The sequence below is a fragment of the Paenibacillus amylolyticus genome (assembly GCF_047302515.1).
GTDB classification, from domain to species: domain Bacteria; phylum Bacillota; class Bacilli; order Paenibacillales; family Paenibacillaceae; genus Paenibacillus; species Paenibacillus amylolyticus_G.
In genome coordinates, this window is the sequence record NZ_CP168019.1 from 2,006,552 (window position 1) to 2,030,475 (window position 23,924).

Annotated in this window: 15 protein-coding genes and 1 pseudogene; 15 read left to right on the forward strand and 1 reads right to left on the reverse strand. The window is 45.4% G+C overall.

Annotated features, from left to right (window positions below):
- Positions 1 to 35: 35 nt before the first annotated feature.
- A complete protein-coding gene (locus ACDJ59_RS08885; protein WP_366344451.1) occupies positions 36 to 1,235 on the reverse strand; it encodes a cytochrome P450 family protein in 1,200 nt (399 codons plus the stop codon).
- Positions 1,236 to 1,425: 190 nt separating this feature from the next.
- Between ACDJ59_RS08885 and ACDJ59_RS08890 the strand changes: the two genes are divergently transcribed.
- The 15 genes and pseudogenes from ACDJ59_RS08890 (at position 1,426) to ACDJ59_RS08960 (ending at position 23,648) form a co-directional block, all read left to right on the forward strand.
- Positions 1,426 to 2,403 carry an aldo/keto reductase gene (locus ACDJ59_RS08890; RefSeq protein ID WP_413408438.1) on the forward strand — a complete coding sequence of 326 codons (978 nt, stop codon included), beginning with the start codon at positions 1,426 to 1,428 and terminating at the stop codon, positions 2,401 to 2,403.
- Positions 2,404 to 2,823: 420 nt separating this feature from the next.
- Complete coding sequence (locus ACDJ59_RS08895; protein ID WP_347386982.1) at positions 2,824 to 3,924, forward strand: AAA family ATPase; 1,101 nt, start codon at positions 2,824 to 2,826, stop codon at positions 3,922 to 3,924.
- Positions 3,912 to 6,380, forward strand: a complete 2,469-nt coding sequence (locus tag ACDJ59_RS08900; RefSeq protein ID WP_413408440.1) for a DUF5682 family protein — start codon at positions 3,912 to 3,914, stop codon at positions 6,378 to 6,380. Before ACDJ59_RS08895 ends, ACDJ59_RS08900 begins: the two co-directional genes overlap by 13 nt.
- Entirely contained in the window at positions 6,365 to 7,588 is a 1,224-nt protein-coding gene (locus ACDJ59_RS08905) for a VWA domain-containing protein (RefSeq protein ID WP_413408442.1), read from the forward strand. The genes ACDJ59_RS08900 and ACDJ59_RS08905 overlap by 16 nt, the downstream gene beginning before the upstream one ends.
- A 19-nt stretch (positions 7,589 to 7,607) precedes the next feature.
- Positions 7,608 to 11,165 carry a DUF4132 domain-containing protein gene (locus ACDJ59_RS08910; RefSeq protein ID WP_413408443.1) on the forward strand — a complete coding sequence of 1,186 codons (3,558 nt, stop codon included), beginning with the start codon at positions 7,608 to 7,610 and terminating at the stop codon, positions 11,163 to 11,165.
- 4 nt (positions 11,166 to 11,169) lie between these two features.
- Entirely contained in the window at positions 11,170 to 13,002 is a 1,833-nt protein-coding gene (locus ACDJ59_RS08915; protein ID WP_413408444.1) for a hypothetical protein, read from the forward strand.
- Complete coding sequence (locus tag ACDJ59_RS08920) at positions 12,989 to 13,267, forward strand: hypothetical protein (RefSeq protein WP_036613852.1); 279 nt, start codon at positions 12,989 to 12,991, stop codon at positions 13,265 to 13,267. The genes ACDJ59_RS08915 and ACDJ59_RS08920 overlap by 14 nt, the downstream gene beginning before the upstream one ends.
- A 223-nt stretch (positions 13,268 to 13,490) precedes the next feature.
- Entirely contained in the window at positions 13,491 to 14,033 is a 543-nt protein-coding gene (locus tag ACDJ59_RS08925) for a sigma-70 family RNA polymerase sigma factor (RefSeq protein WP_165980198.1), read from the forward strand.
- 13 nt (positions 14,034 to 14,046) lie between these two features.
- Positions 14,047 to 15,441 carry a hypothetical protein gene (locus ACDJ59_RS08930; protein ID WP_413408446.1) on the forward strand — a complete coding sequence of 465 codons (1,395 nt, stop codon included), beginning with the start codon at positions 14,047 to 14,049 and terminating at the stop codon, positions 15,439 to 15,441.
- Between the two features lie 177 nt (positions 15,442 to 15,618).
- Complete coding sequence (locus ACDJ59_RS08935; RefSeq protein WP_413408448.1) at positions 15,619 to 18,126, forward strand: WG repeat-containing protein; 2,508 nt, start codon at positions 15,619 to 15,621, stop codon at positions 18,124 to 18,126.
- 426 nt (positions 18,127 to 18,552) lie between these two features.
- Positions 18,553 to 20,352 (forward strand): annotated as a pseudogene (locus ACDJ59_RS08940) (ABC transporter ATP-binding protein).
- Entirely contained in the window at positions 20,349 to 21,470 is a 1,122-nt protein-coding gene (locus ACDJ59_RS08945) for an ABC transporter transmembrane domain-containing protein (protein WP_413408449.1), read from the forward strand. Before ACDJ59_RS08940 ends, ACDJ59_RS08945 begins: the two are co-directional and overlap by 4 nt.
- 82 nt (positions 21,471 to 21,552) lie before the next feature.
- Positions 21,553 to 22,515: an ABC transporter substrate-binding protein gene (locus tag ACDJ59_RS08950; protein WP_413408451.1), complete on the forward strand. Its 963-nt coding sequence runs from the start codon at positions 21,553 to 21,555 to the stop codon at positions 22,513 to 22,515.
- A gap of 120 nt (positions 22,516 to 22,635) precedes the next feature.
- The gene (locus tag ACDJ59_RS08955) at positions 22,636 to 22,944 is read left to right on the forward strand and encodes a hypothetical protein (protein WP_413408452.1); all 309 of its coding nucleotides are present in this window, start codon (positions 22,636 to 22,638) and stop codon (positions 22,942 to 22,944) included.
- A gap of 305 nt (positions 22,945 to 23,249) precedes the next feature.
- Positions 23,250 to 23,648: an RDD family protein gene (locus ACDJ59_RS08960; RefSeq protein ID WP_413408453.1), complete on the forward strand. Its 399-nt coding sequence runs from the start codon at positions 23,250 to 23,252 to the stop codon at positions 23,646 to 23,648.
- Positions 23,649 to 23,924: the final 276 nt, after the last annotated feature.

The following is a 23,924-nucleotide window of genomic DNA, read 5'->3' on the forward strand; positions in this document are numbered from 1 at the left end:
CATGTGCCTCGCTCTCATTTGGTCATATTTGGCCATTATTTAAGTTGAACCGGGATTTCCTTGACACCACGAACAATCATGCCAGGTCTCCATTCCAGTTCATTCACATCTGCCTGAAGCTGTATATTTGGAAAACGATTCAGAAGTGTGCTGACTGCAATCTCACCTTCCAGACGAGCAAGCGGGGCTCCGAGGCAAAGATGAATGCCTTTGCCAAAAGCCAGGTGTGAACTTTTCTCGCGGGTAATGTCGAAGATATCAGCATCCTTAAACTGCTGTTCGTCCCGGTTGGCGGAATCAAGCGCAACGATGACAAGTTCACCTTGAGCAATATGCTGTCCACGGAATTCAATATCTTCCAGAGCCCACCGGGATGTGCTGAACTCCACCGGTCCGTTATAACGCAGCATCTCTTCAATGGCATTGTGAATAAGCTCGGGTTGCTTGATAAGAAGTTCGCGTTGCTCCGGATGCTCCAGCAGGGCGAGAATGCCGTTGCCGATGAGATTAACGGTTGTTTCATGACCGGCAATGATTAATAAAGAGACCACGCCAAGCAGTTCTTGTTCAGTTAACTGCTGCCCGGATTCTTCTGCAATGACGAGCTGGCTGATCAGATCTGTGCCCGGGTCTTGACGTACTTTTGCGAACCAGGCCGTAAGGTAATCCGTAAACTCCTTGGAATGCTGCTCAAACAGCTCAGCGCTCTCGGCTGTGGAAGCATCAATTACTGTATTGGACCATATGCGGAATTGGTCACGATCCTGGGCAGGGACCCCCAGAATCTCACTGATGACAATGATGGGCAGCGGGAAGGCAAAGTCATCGATCAGATTCATTTTTTCCTGTGACGGGAGGTTGTCCAGCAGATCATCAGCAATGTCCTGAATATGGCTTCGCATGTTTGCGACCAGTTTGGGCGTGAACGCTTTCTGCACCAGTCCGCGAAGACGTTTATGATCTGGCGGATCGGAGAACAACATATTATTCGAGAAAATGCTTTGATTGTCAGCACCGTAACGTCGGACCATGTCTTTGCTGAAGCGAGGATCTTTCAGAATCTGTACTGCATCCTCGTATCGAGTAATCATCCAGCCGAATTCTCCTTGAGGAAACATGACTCGGAAAACGGGCTCTTCTTTTCTTAACTTTTCATATACCGGGTAAGGGTTATGCGTGAATTCTTTCGTGAAAAACGCTGGCTTTGAGGACTCGTTGGGTTCATTCGGGTTCAAATGCAAAATCTCCTCTCATATTCCTGCATAATACCTGCACCTTCTATATATTCAATACACAAGCTTTTGAAACCTTGTTTTTTCTTCATATGGATGATAGAGCAGGAAAATAGAGGAAGATGGAAGAAGACATGAGTAGAGAGAATCGTTTATTATGCTTGGTAAAAATGAAAATGAGGTGAACGCTGACATGTCTTACGCACAACTTCCTTTGCATCACCACCAGATTCCGGCAAGTCGAATGGTTCTTGGCTGTATGCGGTTTGGAGGTGAATGGGATGGGCTCCCCATTACTTCAGATCTTGTCGTAGAAGGTCATCGAGCGGTAGAAGCAGCTATCGAAATCGGCATTAATCACTTTGATCTGGCGGATATTTACACACGTGGTAAGGCAGAGCATGTCTTGGGGCGAGTTTTATCCGAAACTCCCGGCTTGCGTGAGCAGATCATTATACAGTCGAAGTGTGGTATACGTCTTATAGGTGATGATGAAGGACCGCAGCGTTATGACACCTCAGGTGCACATATTCTGGCGAGTGTGGACGGTATCCTGGAACGGCTCGGGATCGATTATCTGGATATTTTGCTGTTACACCGTCCTGATCCGCTCGCCCATCCGCAAGAAATTGGAGACGCACTGGCTGAGCTGCATCATTCCGGTAAAGTGCGCCATTTTGGTGTGTCCAATATGGGTTCTGAACAGATTCGCCTTCTTCAGCTTCATAGTAAAGTACCCCTGATTGTGAACCAGCTGGAGATGAGTCTGGATAAAATCGGATTCGTAGAAGCCGGTGTGACAGTTAATCGGCCCCAAGCGAGAGACAACGTGTTTCCCTATGGCACGATGGAATATTGTCAGGCAGAGCATATTCAACTGCAAGCTTGGGGTCCCCTTGCTCAGGGGCGATTTACTGGTAGGGTAGTTGATGGACAGCGCGCGGAGATTGAGCATACGGCTCAACTGGTTGATCGAATGGCCAAGGAGCGTGGGGTGACACCGGAGTCTATTGTACTGGCTTGGTTAATGAAGCATCCAGCAGGGATACAACCTGTCATTGGTTCGATTCGACCAGAACGGATTCTGGCCTGTCGTGATGCAACGAATATTGAGCTTACCCGTTGTGAGTGGTACGAGCTGTATTCCGCGTCATGCGGACGTAGATTGTAAGTAGAGACTTCTGAGAGATTGGTTAGTTCCGATTAAAATTCATAGATGTTGGGTGAAATTTGAACATATAGAAGATACAGGCTGCTAATGGCCTGTGTTTTCTTTGTGATAATCGGCTTCATTTGGTTGAAACACTTTATCGAAAGTGTAATGAATCCTGAGGTCATATGGCCTACAATGCGTTTACATGGGTAATAAGCATGCTGATTCGGATCCGAAACCAGTGTGTTGGCACGGTTGTAAGGATGGTTCACCTTCATATTTGCGCTAGAGGCTATGTCCATGGACTTAGGGAGAGTGCTGATAAGAAGGACGTTTCAACCATTTTTATCGTTTTACGGGGTAGTTGCTGGAGTGCTGTGATAAAATGATAGGAATAAGAACATACGATCTGTTTATGTGAGAGGAGACACCTTGACGATGGAGATGCTCAAACCACCCGCCGAGACATTATACGAGGTTGAATTACGCGCGCTGCGAGAGGAAGATCAGGGGAAACGTCCCCCGAACTGGCTGTTATCTCCCGCCTATGTGCGCGATTTTATTATTGGCAGGGATAAGCCTGCATTATTGAATGGAGAAGAGATCCTGATTACCCGCAAATTCTATGGCAATGACGTGTTAATTGAACGTGCAGTGGTTACTCTGGCAGGCAATCGAGGATTAATGCTCGTGGGAGAACCCGGGACAGCCAAAACTATGCTTAGCGAACTGCTAACCGCAGCAATCTCCGGGACCAGTCTGAATACGATTCAGGGTACGGCAGGCACGACGGAAGATATGATTAAGTATTCCTGGAATTACGCCATGCTGCTCGATAAAGGCCCTTCGGAAGCTGCACTTGTACCATCACCGTTATATAACGGCATGAAGAAAGGCATTCTAACCCGTTTTGAAGAGATTACACGTTGTCCCGCCGAAGCGCAGGATAGTCTGATCAGTATTCTCAGTGACAAGGTCATGAGCATTCCTGAACTGGATGGTGGTGTACTGTTTGCCCAACCTGGATTTAACGTCATTGCTACAGCCAATATTCGGGATAAAGGTGTAAACGAAATGAGTGGTGCATTGAAACGTCGGTTCAATTTTGAAACAATCAAGCCCATTCATAACGTAAAGATGGAAGCCAAAATCATTGAATCCCAGGCACGAAGCCTGTTATTACATAGTGGAATTGATATTGAAATTAACCCGGATGTGGTTGAATTGCTGGCTACAACATTCATGGAATTGCGCACCGGCATGACACGGGAAGGCTACAAGCTTGACACCCCCCAAGCATCCATGAGTACGGCCGAAGCGGTGTCTGTCTATGTTCAGAGTGCGATGACTTCCTATTATTACGAAGATAAAGCTATTGCACTGGATCGGTTAGTGCAGAACATGCTGGGGACCATTGCAAAGGAAAACGACAAGGATCTGTCCATTCTCAAAACCTACTTCTCCAAGGTCGTAAAAGAGCGTTCCAGAGAAGAGGGAATGTGGAAGGACTATTATGAGGAGAGAAAATGGATCGGTTAACAGCAGTACTGGACCCTGATGTTGATCAGTTACAATCCTTGTTCGAGTCCCAAGTATATAACCTGAGTAATCATACGGTCTATTATCCAATACGACACCATAGCCCTGCATGTTCATATCACTTGTTACGATTAATCGGGGAGTACAAGCCGGATATCATTTTGATCGAAGGACCGGAGAGCGGTAATCCATTAATTTCGGTGCTGAGTGATGAGGCAACAATACCTCCTGTCAGTCTGTACTATACCTATGAGAGTGAACTAGAGAGAGAAGCCTGCTATTATCCGATGCTTCGTTATTCGCCTGAATATGTAGCTTTGAAAGAAGCAAAACGGCTGGATATTCCGGCGAAGTTTATTGACCTGGACTATCAACACTTCTCCACTCGTGCATCCAAATCCGGCCAGACAGAACAAAAGGAGATCTCCATCCAGGACGAAACCTTGCTTGCGGGGTCTGATTTCATTAACCGATTATGCCAAAAAACAAACTGCCGCAGTTTTGATGAATTGTGGGAAAAGGTGTTTGAGATTGGCGGTCTGGAGAAATCCACTCGGGCATTCGTGCAGGATGTATTCACATATTGTACCTTATCCCGAATGTGTTATTCCACGGAACGATTACAGTCTTCAGGTGATCTGGCAAGAGAAGCACATATGAGACAACGTATTAATCAAGCGGTGCAGGAGCATGACCGTGTGCTTGTCATTACCGGTGGATTTCATACGTATGGACTGTTGATGTCAGAGAAACATGAATCCGAATTGGAACAGCCAGAAATGGATAAACGGCATATAGACCAACGTTTGGATGGACAAGGTAAACCAGGAACGTCTCAACAAAGTGCGGTTAATCCAGATACGGTTCACCAACAAATGTACCCGATGGTCTATACCTTTGCTGAAGCGGATCGGCTCAATGGATACGCGAGCGGCATGCCTTATGTAAATTATTACGATCAGATCTGGAACCAGCTGCTTCGCAAAAAGAGTACACCGTATAATCTAACGGCTCTGGACTTGTTATCCCGGCTGATGCGCCAATTACGGGACGGACACGAGCATGTATCAACCAGTGATGCGATTGAGGCGTACAGCATGATTCAAGGTCTTGCCGGGCTTCGGGGTAAAAGGGAAGGCGGCGTCTATGAGTTGATGGATGCAGCACTCTCTTCCTTTGTGAAGGGGGAGCTTACCTTGGCGACCGATAAACCGCTGCAAGAGCTGCAGCGGTTATTGACAGGAGACGTCATTGGAAGCGTGGCTCCCAATTCATTCAGTATTCCCATCGTGGAGGACTTCAAAGCGCGTTGTACAGAGTACAAACTGCAGATTCGTACAACAGGTCAACACAAGAAAGTGCTGGATCTGTATGCGAAACCGGAGCATCGTCAGATAAGCCAATTGATTCAATGCATCACCTATCTGGTTCCGGAATTCGCGAAACGGCAATCGGGGCCGGACTGGATCGCAGAGCGTGATATGAATCTTGTTCGCGAAACCTGGGTTTATATGTACTCATCCCGCATTGAAGCCAGATTGATAGAGAACTCTCTCTATGGTGGAACACTTGCCGGGGCGGCTACACGCAAAATGGAAGAACAGATGCAGGAAGTACCGGATCATCATAGCGGTGAACTTGCCCGACTCATGCTTCAAGCGCTGCTCATGGGAATTCAGGACACAGCGATGAAACTTTATGAACAGGTGCGCTCAGCGCTGAGAACCGACGGGAATTTCCTTTCCTTATGTAACAGTCTGCATGTCTTGAACCGAATTCATCAGCACCGAAGGCTACTGGGACTATCTGACGAGCAACAACTCCCTGAGCTGGTATCCGAGGCTTACAGGAATGCCGTAGACAAGTTGTTACAGCTCTCCAGAGCCAATCCGGATGAACATGAAGCCATTATTCAGGGATTGAAGCTGTTAGCTATGCTCGCGGAGTCATCAGAGGGGTATTTTCAGGATGAGACATTCCGAATACATCTGAATGAGCTTCTGTCGGATCACCAGCTTCCGGCTCAGCTGGAGGGTGTGTGTGTCGCTATTTCCTCAGGGCTCGGTGACAGGCCCAGGGATGAGATTGTTGATCGTGCTCGCGGGTATATCCATGGTACACCGGATCAGACCCGTCAAACGGCACTTTTTTTACAGGGAGTATTCACTGTAGCACGTGACGCTTTTTTATATGAAGATCAGCTCTTGTCCGAGTTGAATTATTTGATTGAACAGTTATCCTACGACGACTTCATCAGTATGGTACCGGAATTAAGGCTGGCATTCACCTACTTTACACCAATGGAGACGGGCTTGATTGCGGAGCGGGTGGCGAGTCTGCATCAGGTTGAACCAGAGGAGATGTTGAGGCCTGCGGTGGATGAGCAGATGCTGATTCAGTCCAAAGCATGGGACGAAGCGCTTCGAAAGGAGTTTGGCGCATGGAAGCTAATATGAATGAAGCGAATCGGACAACGGACGAAACCGGAGAAATCAATGAAAGTTCCAATCCGGATGGAAGCAACCGAGGTGATCAACATTCTGCTGAAACCTTAAATCGATGGCGTCTGATTCTAGGTGAATCCGCTGAAGAAGGGTTGTGTAATACAGACCAATACACTTCGGCTGAATTTCAATATACGGAAATCGATGAGATTCTGGGGTATCTGTATAACCGTGAATACGGTGAAGAACAAGGTTACCGAAAAGAGGGAGGACGCGGTGCGTCTAACCTGACTGTACCAAAATGGCTGCACAAAGTCAGGGATCTATTCCCCAAACCAACGGTAGAAATATTGGAGAAACAGGCGCTTGATCGTTATGGGCTGACAGAATTGTTAACGGACAAAAAGCTGCTTGAATCCCTTGAACCAAACATGAATCTGCTCAAGAACATTATGCAGTTCAAAGGACGGATGAAAGGTGAGGTGTTAAAGAGCGCCAAGGATATCGTTCGAACCGTGGTTGAAGAGCTACGCAGCAAGCTGGAATCACAGACCCGAGCGAGTATCATGGGCAAGCGCAGTCGCTATACCTCCAGTTCAGTACGATCCTTGCGAAATCTGAATTTCAAGCGAACTATCACCAAGAATTTGAAGAATTACGATAAAAACAAGCGCAGGTTTGTAATTGATCGTCTGTATTTCGACGGGAATATCCAGCCCCATAACAAGTGGAACATCATCATTGGTGTAGACGAGAGTGGCAGTATGCTGGATTCAGTCATCTACAGTTCGGTGATGGCCAGTATCTTCTACCGGTTGAATGCGTTGCGTACGAAATTATTCATATTTGATACGCAGGTTGTTGATCTTAGCGACAGGCTGGAAGACCCCGTAGACGTGCTCATGAATGTACAGCTCGGCGGGGGAACACATATTACGAAAGCGTTGCGTTATGGCGAGACGTTAATCGATAATCCGGGCAAAACCATCTTTATTCTGGTCAGTGATCTGGAGGAAGGGTACCCGATCGCGCAAATGTATAAAGCCTGTAAAGATATTATCGATGCAGGATGCAAGCTACTGGTTCTCACCGCGCTCGATTTTAACGGGGATTCAGTCTATAACAAACATGCAGCACAGACATTAACCAATATGGGGGCACATGTAGCAGCAATTACGCCTAACGAACTCGCGGATTGGATTGGCGAGATCATCACTTAAATTCAAGGAGGAATGTGTAATGCTTACCGCAGACCGCGCAGTTGAAACTTTGGTGGAGAAATTCGCAGTAACCTGTTCAAACGAGTATTCATTGAAAACAGATCGTAGCTCCGAAATTATCGATTACGTCTTGGGAACGACAGACAAGTTTCCGGATATGATTGGAAATTCGAGTCATTATGTGTATCAAACGATTGATCTGCTCATGAAGCTTGCCAAAAAAGACGATGGAGATATCTTTTACCGTGCCGGGGCTATTGTGATATATCTGGAATCCAATTATTCCAAAAGAAATTCATGGAGAACGGATGCCTTTACTGTCTGTATGGGAAATGACTCCGAAGCTTACGGATTAAGCGGGAAGAGCAAAAGCGCTGATCGCATGGATGGATTGTTGTCTCGGTTGGAGAAGATCAAACAATTTGCAGGCGAGAACGAAATTTTGACTGAATTAAAGAGTAAATTAAAGCGTGCCCAGTGGCTTTTTGATTCCAAAAAAGCGGACAGTCAAGGGGATTACCGGGATGTAATTAATGCATTAATGCTGCTGCAACTATATTCAAGACTAAGTGACACGGCTTCTCATCTTGCAGAGGTTCAATCTTCTGTTCAATCGTTACCAGTGTTGTTTCAACATGTAATGGCTAATGATGCAGATAAGTTGCGGGACGAGCTACATACGTTGATTGAACCTGTAGTGGTCAGTAATATTCAAGGAAAACATAACGGATCTTCCCAAGAATTGAAGGATGAATTCCTCAAGGAGAAGCGTAGTCAGCTCATAGCTGAACTGTATCCCAATACGTCTTTCTCTTCAAAAGAGCAATGTTCAAACACAGTATTCCATCAAACTATGGTACTTGTGAGTGGTGCCTTGTTGTACCTGATTAACATTAGTGGAGGTAAACAACGGTTCCTTGATACAAATAGTGAGATTGGGCATGTTTTGCTTCACACAATACATCAATTACATGAGATTTATCCACTTGAAGTTCGCCGTTACTTGCTGAGTATGGACCCTAGAGCCAAGAGTCCAAATGATCTGCTTGCTGGACTTGTGCCTCTGGATGAGCCTTATCAGTTGGTTGAAATTTTGCGGGACGAGCTTAATTCGTACACGGTATCCTGGAACATGTTACAATCCGCGATCGCGAATCGTCCTGAACAAGCGATTCGAGCATACGAGATTATCAAACCGCCATTCCTCAAACTCTGCATTCAGAAATTCATGGAGGATCAAGGATTGACATTGCCTAATGCGGAGGGGTCACTGGAGCAAACGGTATTTCACGCTCTTCGGCATCCTTTGGACGGGGGACGTCAAGGACTTGCGATTGCAAGATACTTAAGTGGGGAAAACACCCTGGAGGAATATTGGGAGGACCCAAATAGTCGCGGGTTGTTTAATCAACTGAATCGGGATAAGAAGCGTGTTCACAACCTCATTAGTATTAGTTTTCTGCCCTTGGATTCGGAGGCGATGCGCAGGTTCGCAATCCTGACCACTCATCCCGATTGGACACTGGATATTATCTCGGACATGTACAATTCATACGCTTTTAGTGGAGAGCAGCTGCTTCAACGTTACGGGCAAGACCCTGAGGTGCAACGTGAGAAATTGCTAACCAGCCTGATCTCACTTAATGGCATGACCGACTACAGATACAAATCCATGCCGCATGACGAATACCGCCGAATCATTCAGCAGAATCTGGACTATGCACTGACACAGTACAAGAAACTGCCAACAGATACACGCATTTTAATTCTGGAGATTACCTTTGAACAGCGTGATGAGTTATCCAAGAAAATATTGGCTGAAGCGATTCGTGCCGGACTGCAGGATTCTTCCAAAAAGGCCAACGGCGTGGCGTTAGCGGAATTCAACCGAATTCCTGATCAGGACTTGTATACGCTCATCTACCTCTCGGAGAAAAAAGTGGGAATCAAAGAGATGGCTTTAACCGCGATCCGCAGTTTGGAAAACAGCAAGGAGCTGTATGGTGAGCTTTTGAAGAAAGAGAAGTCCGATGAGTGGAAGAGCTTGATCCAAATTCTGCTGGATACCGCAGATCTAAGTCCAGAGTATGCCCATGCTGCACTCGCTGATCAGGCGGATGCCAAAAAGTTGTCGAGACTGAGCTGGTTGTCCTTGAAAGATCTCCCTTCACTGATACGTATTGAAGACAATCAGCCTTTAGATGACCGGATTAAACAGTATGCTTTGGTCCAATCGTTGGATCATACATCCGGTCCTAATGAACGGTTGAATGAATTACGAGATTACGTAAGTGAGGCATCGCTCGCTCGTTTTGCAAGTGAACTGCTTCAGGTCTGGATTCAGGAAGGTGCTCCTGCAAAAGAGAAATGGGTGATGTATGTATCAGCACTCTTTGGCGATATTCAGATTGTGAATATTCTGGCTCCGCAAATTAAGGAATGGACAGAAAACAGTCGTGGCGCGATTGCAGCAGATGCTGTAAAAGTGCTCGCTTATCTGAAAGATCCATCCGCTCTTATGGCGATTGACAAGATCAAACGTGGCGTGAAGAACCGTCAGGTGAAAGGTGCAGCAGAAGAAGCATTGCAACTTGCAGCCGATAATATGGGACTTACCTCGGAACAACTGGAGGATCGGCTGGTCACCACACTTGGTTTTGATGAAAAAGGAACCATGCAGCTGAGTTACGGAGAGCGTTCCTTCCTGGTTAAGGTCAATGGAGACTTACAAGTCGTTGTCTTAAATGAAGAAACGGGCAAATCCGTGAAGAGTCTGCCTGCTCCTGCACAGAAAGATGATCCTGAATTGGCAGCGCAGTCCAAGGCACGTTTCACACAGCTGAAAAAAGATCTCAAATCCATGGTTAACATTCAGGCGCAGCGTCTGGAAGAGTCATTGTCCAAGCAACGTCTGTGGTCTGCCGATGAGTGGAAAGCATTGTTTGTACAAAATGTAATCATGCAAAAATTTGCTGTTGGTCTGATCTGGGGAACATATGAGGATGGCGCTCTGATCAGCACCTTCCGTTATATGGAGGACGGCACCTTCAATTCTGTGGATGAAGATGAGGTTGATCTGCCTTCAGGTGCGCAGGTGGGACTTATACACCCGCTGGAACTGGATCAGGCAACGCTTGAAGGTTGGACAACGCAGTTGGAGGATTACGAGATCAAGCAGCCATTCGAGCAATTGAATCGTGAGATTCACCAGCCAGAAGATGAGGATAAAACGAAGAATGAATATGATCATCTGCCCGAGTCTGATTTTTCACCAACGGCTTTCCCCAAAGCACTGGAGAAATACGGTTGGATCAAAGGACCGGCTCAGGACGGCGGTTGGTATCATGAATTTTATAAAGAGTACGGAGATCTTGTTGCGGAATTGCAATTCAGTGGTACGAGCATCACGTATTACGAGGGATTGGATGACATTACCCTGGAATCCCTTCATTTCTTCAAACCGCATAACAAGCAATATTATTACTATGGTGACAACAAACCCATTGCTCTAGGCAACGTTCCAGGTCGGGTGTTCAGTGAAACGATCTACGACATTCTGAGAGCAACGGGGCGTTGATGACGTGAGTGGATTCAAGGAAAAATTCCTGATTTTTTCGAAGCTGTGTACGGAGGATTATTTGATTCGGTATGCCAACAAAGGGTTGTACAAAAGGTCTTTGAAAGAGTTGGACAATGGTGTAAGTGTAACGTACACATGGAATGCATCATCTGTGAGTTGTCAGCTCAGTGACGGGACACACTGTACGCTTGAGAATACGCTGGATCATTGGGAATGCTCCTGCCCGGCCGATCATATCTGCAAGCATGTGCTTATTGCAATTCTGTATGATCAACGGGAATATACGGCAGAGGATTCAATGAATGCAGACGAGAAGCATGCGCTGGATAAGGACTCAGGGATATCGGATAATGATCCGTTGGACGTACCAAAAAACGTATCAGTAACAGAATCAGCATCAAACTTAGTATCAAACGTGGACGATCCAAGCGAAATTCCGCATACAGTATCACGTGAGATCGAGTCTCGCTTCCGCTGGATGACGGAGTCTGACCTTACCATGTTAATTAAATCGTATAGTTCTTCCATGATTGAGGAAGTTGTTTTCCGACTGAGATACCCAGAGGAAATTAAGATCTTTGAAGATTCACTTCTTACGGTTCATCTGACCACCCAGAATATCGAGGTGTCTTTTACTGAAGAACCGAATCTTGCAAAAGCACTATGTAAGGTGCAGCAGACAGCTGGGAAAATGGCCAAGCTTGAAGCTTTGTTACGTTACCGGAACCTAAAAGGCCTGGATGACACGGATGCATTAAGTGGACGGGTGTACGAAGCCAAGTTCTCTCTTCAGACAGTACAGGAATGTCGGGTTATGCTGGCAGGATTGTTGAAGACGGGACTGGCCCGCCTTCCTCAGTCCTATATGGCACAACTGGAGACTTTGGCAATTGCAGCTCATAGTGGCAACCTACCTGACATAGAACGCAGTTTACGAGGGATTCAAGGGGAACTACAGTTGTTTTTCAACAGACATATACGTTTCTCCATGCAATCCATGTTGGATCGGGTAAGCAAGCTGTATCTTGCACTCCAGGTTCTTGAAGAAGAAAAGGTATCTGTCATTCAGCAGAGTCAGCTCATTGGCAGTTTTCGAAGTAAATACTTTACGGTTCCTTCACTTCACCTGTATGGACTGGGAGCTGATGCGTGGGAGACACGATCCGGTTTCCGTGGAATCACCTATTATTTCTATTGTTTCGATGATGAGGAAATCTACACTTATAGCGATGTACGTGCTGTATATTATGATGATCAGCAGTTCTCGTATACAGAGCATTATGGTGCATTCACACCATGGTTGCCTAATCTGACCTTTCGCCAGTTCGTGGGTGAAGAAGTTCAATTCCATTCAGTTAAAGTGAATGAAGAACGCCGGATCTCTTCCGGGGAAGGTGCCAAGCTTGCGATTTTGCCACGAACGGGTGTGGAAACGTTGAATCTGGGCAAAACCATGCAAGATGTAACGACTGTACTTCAAGAGGAATCGCGGTCGTTCGACTTGTTTGCTGCTCCCAAAGAACGATTGGCTGTAATCAAAGTTGCTCGAATCGTGGACCATAACTTTGTCAAACAAACGCAGGAGCTTGTCCTGACGGTTGAGAATACCGAAGGGGAAAGACTGGCACTCACTCTCCCGTATTCATCTGACTGGCAGGCGATGATCCAAAGACTGGAGTCAGGATATGGTTCCCAATCGCTTGAACACTTCTATGCCTTTGTGCGTGTGGAACCAAAACGGATTAGCCCAATCAGTTTCCTGAAGGGCAAAACGGTGCTCAGTCTGAAACTGGATATCGGTAATGGGAGGATGGGCAGACTTGGAAGAATATAATCAGTTCATGCAGAAAATTAACGGCTGGTCAGAAGAGTTGCTGCTGCGCGGGTTATCTCAGTTTACGATCCGAGATATTGAGGTACTTGAGCAGCTAACAGCGGAATCCTTGCGGTTGCAGATGAGTTTCCTGCATGAGTTGTTGAATCACCTCATCAAGGAAGGGCGTAGCGTGGCTCTTGGACAAGGTAATGAAGAGTTGCTGTTATTTCAGTATTGTCGTCTCACCCAATATGTGCAATTGAGTGTGCAAGAAGAGGCGTAATATTGGTTAGTATTCCAAGCGAAGGCAAATGAAGCGATATGATGTAGTAAATAAGATGTATTATAGAAGATGAGAAGATTTGCAGAAGGCTACAAGGCCACTGCAAATCTTTTTTTATCGTGGAGTAAGTAAAAGTCATTTGCCAAACGAATATAGGTAGGAAGCACAGATCAACACGAGTATTCGTGATCATATTAGCATGGAAGGGAGGGGACATCTAATCGTGGAAGAAGAACAGATACGGAAGGCAGTAGCGAATCGTGATCCTGAAGCCATGGAATGGGTGATGAACCACTACGCAGGTTTGTTATGGAAGATTGCTCATTCCATCCTACATCATGCATCGGTAGAAGAGATTGAAGAATGCGTAGCAGATACATTTTTTGCTTTTTGGCAGAATCCGGATGCATTCCAGTCTGGGCGAAGTAGCCTGAAAAATTACCTTGCAACAATCACAAAACATAAAGCGATTGATCGCTACCGGAAACTTAATCGAAGAACTGAGCTTACATATGAAGAGGAGATTCATTCGGTGCAAACGGATGATTTGTTGGTTCAGATGATCAGTAAAGAGACATATACGGAACTTAATCAAATGATTGAATCTTTTCCAGAACCGGAACGGGAGATTATGAAACGTCGGTTTTACGAAGGACAGAGACCCCATGAGATATCGGAAGCACTGTCCCTACACGTTAGGCAAGTCCATAACAAGCTTTATCGCTCCAGGCAACGATTGAGGACATGGTGGATGAACAGGAAATAAAGGAGGCGATCAAATGCGAAAATCCGAAAAAGAATTCACTGAGCAGAACCTCTTTAATATTAAAAAGTTGTTCTATGATAAATTGGCGATGAATGAACCACCAACCGTTACGAGATCAGATTCATCATTTTATCCACCTATATTATATCCATCCGCTCCATCCGCACAGACAAAGAAGTCCATGAATAAAAGAAAAAGGTATCGCAAAGCCATCTATATTCCTGTAACCGTTGCGTTATCGTTATGTCTTGTTACAGGGGCAGCTGCATCGGTGGGCATCATTGATCTGTCTACTGTTCTTCATTTTCTAGGTGCAGATCGGATTGGCATTCTTCAGCCTGTTCATCAGGTGAGTGAAGATCAAGGGATTCGAATGGAGGTTATAGGTGCTGTTAGGGACGGAGATACAACGGAAATCTATGTTTCATTATCGGATCTGACGGGTCATCGCATTGACGATACACTGGATGTATATGATTACAGAGTAACCGGAGGTAATGCAAACAACGCTCAGATTATTCATTATGATGATGCGAATCAAACGGCTATTGTCCGATTCCTCATTCAAGGAAAAGTCAGCAAAAATCGGATTACCGTTCAGATCAATACGCTGATGTCAGGTGCATCTCAACAAGATGGTTACAACGTACAAGTGGACTGGAAGCAGTTGTTACAAGAAAAGCAAAACAATAGTTATGAAATCCTGGAGCGAGATCGTATAAGTGGCTTGGGAGGTAAAACCGATCCAATTCCGGTACTGCATCAAGATGTAACGAATATCCCTGTTGAGGGTATTGATTGGGTGCATATTTCCAATATAGGTTTTGTGGAGGGAAAGTTACACATTCAGATCAATCCGGATAATGAGATAGGCGAGTATAATCATGGATATTTCTACTTCACGGATGAGCAAGGTCAAAAACTCGATATACCTGAATATTCCATTAGCTATGGACACTATTTGAAAGGTCGGGTCAGGTATGGAGGAGATTATGAGGAGTTTGTATATGATCTGTCTGCTGTTGACGATTTAGATAAGCTTAGACTTCAAGGCAGCTTTACGAGTATTAGTGAAGTTATGCAGGGAAATTGGAAAACGACCTTTAACTTGAGTCAAAATGGTTTGAGTAAAGAAGGGAACATTCAGTTTGATGCAAATGGAGTCTTACAGGCAAATGTAGCCCTTTCCGCAGTTGGCGTCACGCTTACAGGTGAGGCACTGAGCAAGATTCGGGTGGAGGACTTGAGTATTGAAGTTCACCTGAAGGATGGTACAAAGTTGTCTGGCGCATCCGGTTTCCTCCAGCTGGATCAGGATCTCATTAAGTGGATATCCCCTAAGACCATTCCGGTGAATGATGTGAGCTATCTGCTACTCAATGGAGAGAAAGTAAATTTTGAAAGATAGCTAATATGAAAATTGAATTAAAAATCTGGGGATAACAGCAATCAGAAGTTTGTTCTGTCATCAGAGTGGTAAGTGTGAGTATTCTTTAGTTCAACTTATATAAAATGAATTACATGTCATATCCCGATTTATGACGCATACCATTAGGCGAATGCGGTCATAAGGGAGGAAACTGAGATGTCCATGAGCGAACCGCTGTTAACGCAAATTGTGAAACAACATATTCCGGCTGGTGCAACGGTCGTCACTATTGATAAACCTGTTCAACATCCAGCGATCTATGCGGCAGATCTTACCGGTGACGGTATGCCGGAGATTGCTGCAGTCTATCAGATGAATGGTGAGCTGTATTTGCTCATTCTGAAATTTGTTCAAGGACACTGGATCAAGATGGCACTAATTAAGGGATTGGGGTATGGGGTGACTTTAATGACTGCAGCCCCTGTAACATCAACGGCAAGGAACAATCTCATTATCGGTTGGCGGATTGGTTCTATTTGGTCTAAGCTTGCCGTATATGAGTGGACGGAATCAGGGCTCAAAGATCTGGCGCCTGACGATCTATATTATAGCTATGCAGAGATTATAGATATGCCTGGTCCACATGGTCGAGATGGCAAGGTGGAGATTGCACTCTGGATACATGACACAGGTGAAGCCTATCGTGTGGAGATTATCCGATGGCAGAATGGGAAATGGGTCCCTGCACCGGACGTATATGCAACCTATTATCCCAAAGTGGTGCAATATTACGAGCAACTAACCCAGCAATATCCTGATTATATCTTTTACTGGTATTACCTTGCGGATGCTCAGTACCATGCCGGCCAGTATCCGGCAGCACTTGCTTCCGTTCAGAAGGCACTCAGTTTCCCGGAAGCTTATCCTTCCAGAGAGGTACTACAAGAGCTGGAAAAGAAAATTAAGCAGGCGATGGTCCCTGTAAGCCATGCCCGGGTAGCGACGTGGTTATATCCAATATCCGTTCGAACCACGAGTGGGACGCGTTGGGGGTATATGGATGCACAAGGCCACATTCGGCTTGAGCCGGTACTGGGTGACGCGCAAGAGTTTCAGCCCAATGGGTTGGCTGTGGTTGTGAAGGATGGTCGAGCTGGTGTGATTAACCTTCAGGGGCAGTATGTCGTTCAACCTGTATACGATTCCATCAATTCCTTTTCCGAAGAACGGGCGATAACAATTGATTCTCAAGGATTTAAGATGATTAATGAACAAGGTACAGTCCTGACCAAACGGGCGTACCCGTATATCTCGAATATGAACGACGGTCGAGCGTTATTTTACGATTCTAATCCTGGTCAGGCAGATGGAACGGTGAGTCGGTATGGTTATTTGGATGCGTCGGGCAATGAGGTGATACCTGCGCAGTTCGCATCTGCGAATGATTTTCAAGATGGCAAAGCAGTTGTGCAGATTAAGGACAATGAATATGCACTCATTAATCGCAATGGACATCGGCTCGCAACGTATCCATATGCCTATGTGGGACCACTAGGGGATGGACTGCTGGCTTTTCAAAAAGAAACCTCGGGCAAATATGGCTACATCGACGAACGGGGTAATATTCGCATTCAGCCCAAATTTTCATCGGCATTTCCTTTTAGCGGCGGGCAAGCGATTGTTAATACAGCGGAGGATTACAAGTCCATCTATGGTGTCATTAATACGCAAGGATCATTTATCATTCAACCTGCCTATAATGACATCCGCGAACTAGGCGAGCATCGTTATGCGCTGGGGCAAGCAATTCATCCGGAGCAGCCGTATATTGGCTCTGTATACGCGATTGCAGATACCAATGGCAGAAGACTTACGGAGTTCCTATATCGCGAAGTGGGTAATTACAAAAACGGCCTTGCTTCTGCATCGAATGGCAGACAAACCTATCTGCTGGATCTGAGTGGAAGACCTGCCGCTGGGTATCCGCATGTAGAAGGTTCGGGTACGCTGGAGGTCGTGGCACCAGATCTGATTAAGGCCTATGTAGACCAGCGTTTATCGTATGTGAATCGGGCCGGACAGATCATCTGGCGTCAAAATACGATCGTTCCGCTACATCCGCCGTACCGTGTTCGCGAAGAGAAGTACAAACCGAATAGGGATTACCTCGTATATTATCCGCAGGTGGAGGGATTAACGAATCAAGCGGAGCAGCTTGCGCTGAATGCCAAGTTGAAGCAGCTCTCTCAGGTTAAACCGATTCCTGCTGATCAGCAGCTGGATTACACGTATACAGGGGATTTTGATATTACGTTCTATCAGCAGCAATTGCTGCAACTGCAACTCACAGGTTATAACTACCCGGCGGGTGCAGCGCATGGCATGCCTACGATGATCTATGCGATCATTAATCTGACGAATGGCCTGTTGTATGAGCTGAAGGATTTATTTAAGCCGAATAGTGACTATGTAAAAGTGTTGAGCCAGATTGTGGGGGATCAGATCAAAAATGATCCTCAATACTCGTATGTGTTTCCCGACACCTATACGGGGATTAGTGCGGATCAGCCGTTTTTTGTCACAGCGGATGCTCTGCATCTCTACTTCAACCCATATGATATCGCACCCTATGCGGCAGGGTTTCCAACGTTTACGATTCCTTTTGTCCAGATCAAGGATATCATTAATACAGAAGGTTCGTTCTGGGAAGCTTTCCATAGTTGAGTGTCCATTCACAGGTTAAGCGATGAAGCCATATATCCAATATGGCTTCCTTTTGGATTCGATAGGCGGCAGTTTAATGATGTAAGTAACTCCTTCACATATTTATCCATACTAAATGGAAAATATTACGTGAGTTACAGATCAAAGAAGTCACATTTATCTATACAAGTAAAAAACGAAAACATTTTTCAACAACACTTCTTTTGCTTGGCGAGAATGTAAATACTTCACCATTCATTCTCAAGTTAAGCGACGAGGTCATATGTACAATAGGGCTTATAAGAAGCTGTGAGACAACAATAATCCGTGAAGAGGTATTATTGCTCCGTGAAGAGGTAGTGATCATTCAGGGCTCTGTTAGATATTAATGTGCGTATATAGCACTGTGCTATATTGAGAATGATTATTAATATCAGGAGGAGTGAGATGAACAACACATCTGAAGTGTCCGGACTAATGCAAGTAACGAAGGAGCGCAAAGGTCTGCTGATTATAGCAAGTATCTTCTCAACCCTATCGAGTCTGTTGCAGATTGTTCCTTATGTCGGAGTGTATAAGATCGTCGAGGAACTGCTAACGCATGCGGGGCAACCCTCTGCTATGGACAAAGATCTGTTGATCTATTGGGGGATCGTCGCATTCGTAGCCCTGATTGCTGGGCTTATTGCGCTCTATATCGGGGGGATGTGCTCACACATTGCTGCGTTCAACATTTTGTACCAGCTCAGAGTAAGGCTTGCGGAACATGTTGCCAAAGTACCCATGGGGTATCACACTCGGACGGCAACCGGTGAGCTCAAGAAGATCATCGAAGTCAGTGTGGAGAAAATCGAGAAATTTATCGCCCATCAGTTGCCGGATCTGGTAAGTGCGATCGTTATTCCACTGATGCTCTTAGGATATCTGTTCTGGCTCGATTATCGCATGGCACTGACGCTTTTGATTCCGATTGGAATCGGGTTCTGGCTCCAAAGTCGCCTCTTCCGCAGCGAAAAAGGCCGTCAGGCTTATCGTGATTTTCAACTTGCCATCGAAGAGATGAATGCGACGGGTGTCGAATACGTGAGAGGTATGCCGGCAGTGAAAGTATTTGGGATTACAGCCGATTCGTTTCTGACGTTTAAACAGGCGGTGACGCGTTATCGGGATATTTCGTTGAAAATAACAGATTTGTGTAAAACATCCTACGGGCTGTTTTTTGTAATCATGATCTCGTTATTTACCTTCATCGTTCCGGTGGGTATTCTGCTGTCGAGTGGAAATGCGGGCAATCAGTCGTTTGCGATCACGTTTATTCTGTTTCTGATCATTACCCCGAGTCTATCTGCACCGTTATTGAAGTTAATGTATCTGGGTAGTGGGATACGAGAGATTGTGTAAGGACAGAAACGGATTGAATCGGTATTTGCCGAGCCGGTTGTACAAGAACCTGAGTTGCCCAAAGTTCCGGATACATATGAGGTTGCCTTTCGACAGGTATCGTTTGCTTATGAACGTAAGGAGAGCGAAGCATATAAACCTGTACTTGATCAGGTTGATTTTGTAGCCAACGCAGGAGAGATGACCGCACTTGTCGGACCTTCGGGTGGAGGAAAGTCGACCATTGCTAATCTATTACTTCGTTTCTGGGATGTGCAGGAAGGTGAGATTACGATTGGTGGAATTCCGATTCAGGAGATGGGGACGGAGAAACTGATGGATACCGTGTCCTTTGTATTTCAGGATGTACATCTGTTCTACGATACGATTGAAGAGAATATTCGGATGGGCAATACATCAGCTTCACGACAGGACGTTATAGCTGCGGCTCAAACTGCTTGCTGTCATGAGTGTATCAAGAAACTGGATGCCGGATATGACACCAAAATCGGAGAAGGCGGCACGTACCTGTCCGGCGGCGAAGCACAGCGAATTGCTATTGCACGGGCATTGCTTAAACACGCTCCCATTCTGGTCCTGGATGAAGCGACGATCTACGCAGATGCAGAGGATGAGCACAAGATCCAGCAAGGTCTAGCCCAATTGGTTCAAGGCAAAACGGTACTGATTATTGCTCATCGTCTAACAACGATTCGTGCAGCTGAGCAAATACTCGTGATCCGAAAGGGAACGATTGCCGAGCGTGGGACACATGATCAATTGCGTGCATTAGGCGGAGTATATGAGCACATGTGGCAGGCCCATATCAGTGCAGCTTCCTGGAAGCTTGGAGGTACAGGACGATGAAGAATTATTTATACAATATATCTGGCGGTAACCCGCGTAGTCTGCTTCCTTCGGTAATTGCAGCGATTCTGGACGGGATTGCAAAGATTGTTCCTGCGGCGCTGCTTGTGGATATATTCAATACGATCTATAAGTCTTTCGCTGATCCGGGCAAAGGACTGGATATCAACCGAATGTGGATTGTATGCTGCATCCTGTTTGCCTGGCTTCTGGTGGAGTATGCGGCTTATGCTTCGCTCTATGATAAGACCTATCGGGCAGCATACAGCCTCGCGGCCTCAGGAAGGTTGAAACTGGCAGAACATATTCGCCATCTGTCGTTAGGATTTTTCGGAAAACGTGATCCTGGAGATCTGACGAATCTGATCCTGAGTGATTATGGTCAGGTCGAGCACACGATCTCTCACAATCTGTCACAGTTGATCAGCGCGATTGTGCTTCCGGTACTCGCTTTTGGCGGACTTCTGTTGGTGGATTGGAGAATGGCCGTAGCCATGTTTGTTGCGGTTCCCTTAGGTGTGGCGCTGTTATGGCTAACGGATTCCATTCAGGCACGAATGAGTGAGAACCATGTTCGAGCCAAAAACGAAGCCGCCAGTCGGCTGCAGGAGTATCTGAGCGGCATTCGTGAGATTAAGGCCCACAATATGGGGGGCAAACGTTTTGAACGGCTGCGTCGTTCTTTTGACGAATTGAGATCAGCTTCCATTCGGTTAGAAGGTATTATGGGACCGATGATCATGGGCGCGATGTTGCTTGCACGATCAGGGATGACATGGATGATTCTGGTGGGTAGTTATTTGCTTGCAGGCGGTGAGTTGTCGTTAAAAAATGCATCAATCGTCTTGCTCGACGAAGCCACCGCTTCACTTGATCCGGAGAACGAAGCCGCGGTGCAGCAAGCGATTAATGAGCTCGTGGCGGACAAGACGGTTATTTTGATTGCACACCGATTAAAGACCATTCAAAATGCCGATCAGATCCTTGTATTGGACCAAGGTCAGCTCGTAGAGCAAGGAACTCATGCGCATTTGTTAGATCACTCAGGCATCTACGCTCGGTTGTGGCAATTACAACAGGATGCAGAAGGCTGGCAGGTAAAAGTAAACGGATCATGAGTGTTCGATGAGATAGATAACGTAACTGAAGCGAGTAAGCCTAATGTGGCTATTGAACTGACATAAAAGGAGAATGACAACGATGTTTAAACGAATTCCTGTATGGATTGCACTATGCTGTATGCTCACCTTGGCGGCCTGTGGAACGACCCAGACCACCAGTGAAGTGGCCAGCTCCTCAGAGGGAACTGCACAAGCAACGACCAAATTGATTACCAACCCAAATGGAGAAGAGATTACGATCCCTTTGAATCCAAAGCGCATTGTTGATCTCTCCGGCTCTACAGAAGAACTGTTGATCATTGGGAAAACACCTGTGGCCACGATGAGCGCGGATTACGGTAACCCGGAGGAAATCACACCAACCATTAAGGATCAGCTGAATGCAGATACCGTTAATCTGGGCTGGTATGGTTCACCGTTTAGCAGTGAAGCAATAGCAGGAGCCAATCCGGACCTGATTATTCTGGGAAAGGATTTTAACACGGATCAGTATGAAACCTTATCCAAAATTGCACCTACGATTGCATTGCCATATTCCTACTATGATTGGAGAGAACGCCTGACATTCTTGGCAGATACGTTTGGAGAAGAAAGCAAGAAAAATGAATATCTGGCCAAGTATGATGCGAAATCTGCAGAGTGGAAACAAAAGCTGGAGGCGGCTGTAAAAGGTGAATCCTTTGCCGTAATTGAGACATATCCAAACAACCTGGTCATCTATTCCAATAAAGGGGCAGCTGAGATGTTATACGGTGAATGGGGCCTGAAGCGCACAGACGGTATCCCTGATCCAGAGGGCTGGGGAGGCAAAGAGATCGCTCTAGAGGCTCTAGTTACCGTTAATCCGGATCGGCTGCTGCTGATGGAGAATAGTGAGAACAAGATGGTCGATAGTAAGGTGTGGAATAACATGAACGCAGTGAAGAATGACAAGATCTATAAAATCTCTAATGTCGATAATTACAATTATTCGTACACAGCGATGGGGAGAATGGAGCTTATGGACCGCCTCGGTACGATGATTCTGGGAGGTCAGAAGTAGTCGTTGGATTAGAGCAATTCATGATGGATTAACTTTAACTTTTACAGAATCTAATGGCGGCTTATGTATAATTAAGTAGTTTGTTCGAAATCATGTAACCTAGGGGGCTTGATATATATTTTGTCGCTCATCCTGGGATTCGGTCAATATTTAGTCGCTTTTTATGTTGTTATTCTTAGCCCGATCTCATGGCTGCTGCGGAAATATGTACGCTTTCCTATGGTGGGAACTTTCATCTATATGATTGGGTTTGGATGGGGCGGGCTGTGGGTTTTTGATCTCATGTACAATCCATATTTCGTGAATGGATACCATCTGAACCGAATGACATCGATATGGATATTTGCCATCGCCGGTTTAGTCTATGCCATTGTGGAGAATAAGATTTGGCGAAGAGGGCAGATGCAGAATGAACAGAAGGCTACTTAACAAATGTTGAGTAGCTTTCTTGGTTTACAGTTTACATAATTATTATGGTGTTTTCATTGGGGGCTCAGTTAGAAAGGATTATGTAAGAGTAAGTAGTGAACATGAACAGCGGTTAAGTTAATTCGATAGTTTGTTATAAAATTCACAAAGAGTGCCAGTGAGAAGAACTAGGAGTTTTATCGTAAAAAGGTAAAATTTTCTGTTATACTATTTGAGTTGTATACATAAAGTTAGATACTTTATGAAGGGAGCTTATGAAGTAATTTAGTCGTTTGGTTTAAAATTGTAGTTTGGAGGAAAGCATTTTGTATAAAGCAGGTTTTTGGATTAGATTAGGAGCAAATGTGTTGGATAGTCTTATTATTTCAATTCCGTTAGTGATTATTGCAGGTATTCTTACGGGTAACTTTGATACGGATGAGCCGATTGCCAAGCTACTTAGTGCGTTATACTCAATTTTATTGCCAGTTTACTGGTATGGTCGAACCATAGGAAAACGTATATGTGGAATTCGAATCCGTAAATACGATACACACGAACCTCCAAAAATTGGTACGATGCTGATGCGAGTTGTTGTAGCCGGACTTGTGTACGTATTAACTTTGGGTATCGGAGTTATAGTGAGTGCTTGTATGGTCGGTATGCGTGAGGATCGACGTGCGATTCATGACTTTGTAGCAGGAACAGAAGTAGTTTGGGATTAACTCGAAGATTAATAAACAATTGGCTGTACAGGGGTGAAAATCACTGTGCAGCTTTTAAATCATTAGTACTGTTTCACAAAACTCGTATTTTGTACATATGTATATAGATCGAAAAAAGATAAATCCATTCGCTATTTTGTTTGTTATATATTCTGTATTAAGAAAATCGCGTAAAGTTCAATTGATCCGCCTTCTATGGGTACCATCAAATCCATCCCCCCCATTCTAACTTACCGCCAACCAAATTCGACCCAGAAACTGTATTATCCTGCTTAA

Bases quoted from the DNA above. Each gene is read 5' to 3' on its own strand.
- ACDJ59_RS08890 (WP_413408438.1), top strand. From the start codon at position 1,426: ATGTCTTACGCACAACTTCCTTTGCATCACCACCAGATTCCGGCAAGT.
- ACDJ59_RS08895 (WP_347386982.1), top strand. From the start codon at position 2,824: ATGGAGATGCTCAAACCACCCGCCGAGACATTATACGAGGTTGAATTA.
- ACDJ59_RS08900 (WP_413408440.1), top strand. From the start codon at position 3,912: ATGGATCGGTTAACAGCAGTACTGGACCCTGATGTTGATCAGTTACAA.
- ACDJ59_RS08905 (WP_413408442.1), top strand. From the start codon at position 6,365: ATGGAAGCTAATATGAATGAAGCGAATCGGACAACGGACGAAACCGGA.
- ACDJ59_RS08910 (WP_413408443.1), top strand. From the start codon at position 7,608: ATGCTTACCGCAGACCGCGCAGTTGAAACTTTGGTGGAGAAATTCGCA.
- ACDJ59_RS08930 (WP_413408446.1), top strand. From the start codon at position 14,047: ATGCGAAAATCCGAAAAAGAATTCACTGAGCAGAACCTCTTTAATATT.
- ACDJ59_RS08935 (WP_413408448.1), top strand. From the start codon at position 15,619: ATGTCCATGAGCGAACCGCTGTTAACGCAAATTGTGAAACAACATATT.
- ACDJ59_RS08945 (WP_413408449.1), top strand. From the start codon at position 20,349: ATGAAGAATTATTTATACAATATATCTGGCGGTAACCCGCGTAGTCTG.
- ACDJ59_RS08950 (WP_413408451.1), top strand. From the start codon at position 21,553: ATGTTTAAACGAATTCCTGTATGGATTGCACTATGCTGTATGCTCACC.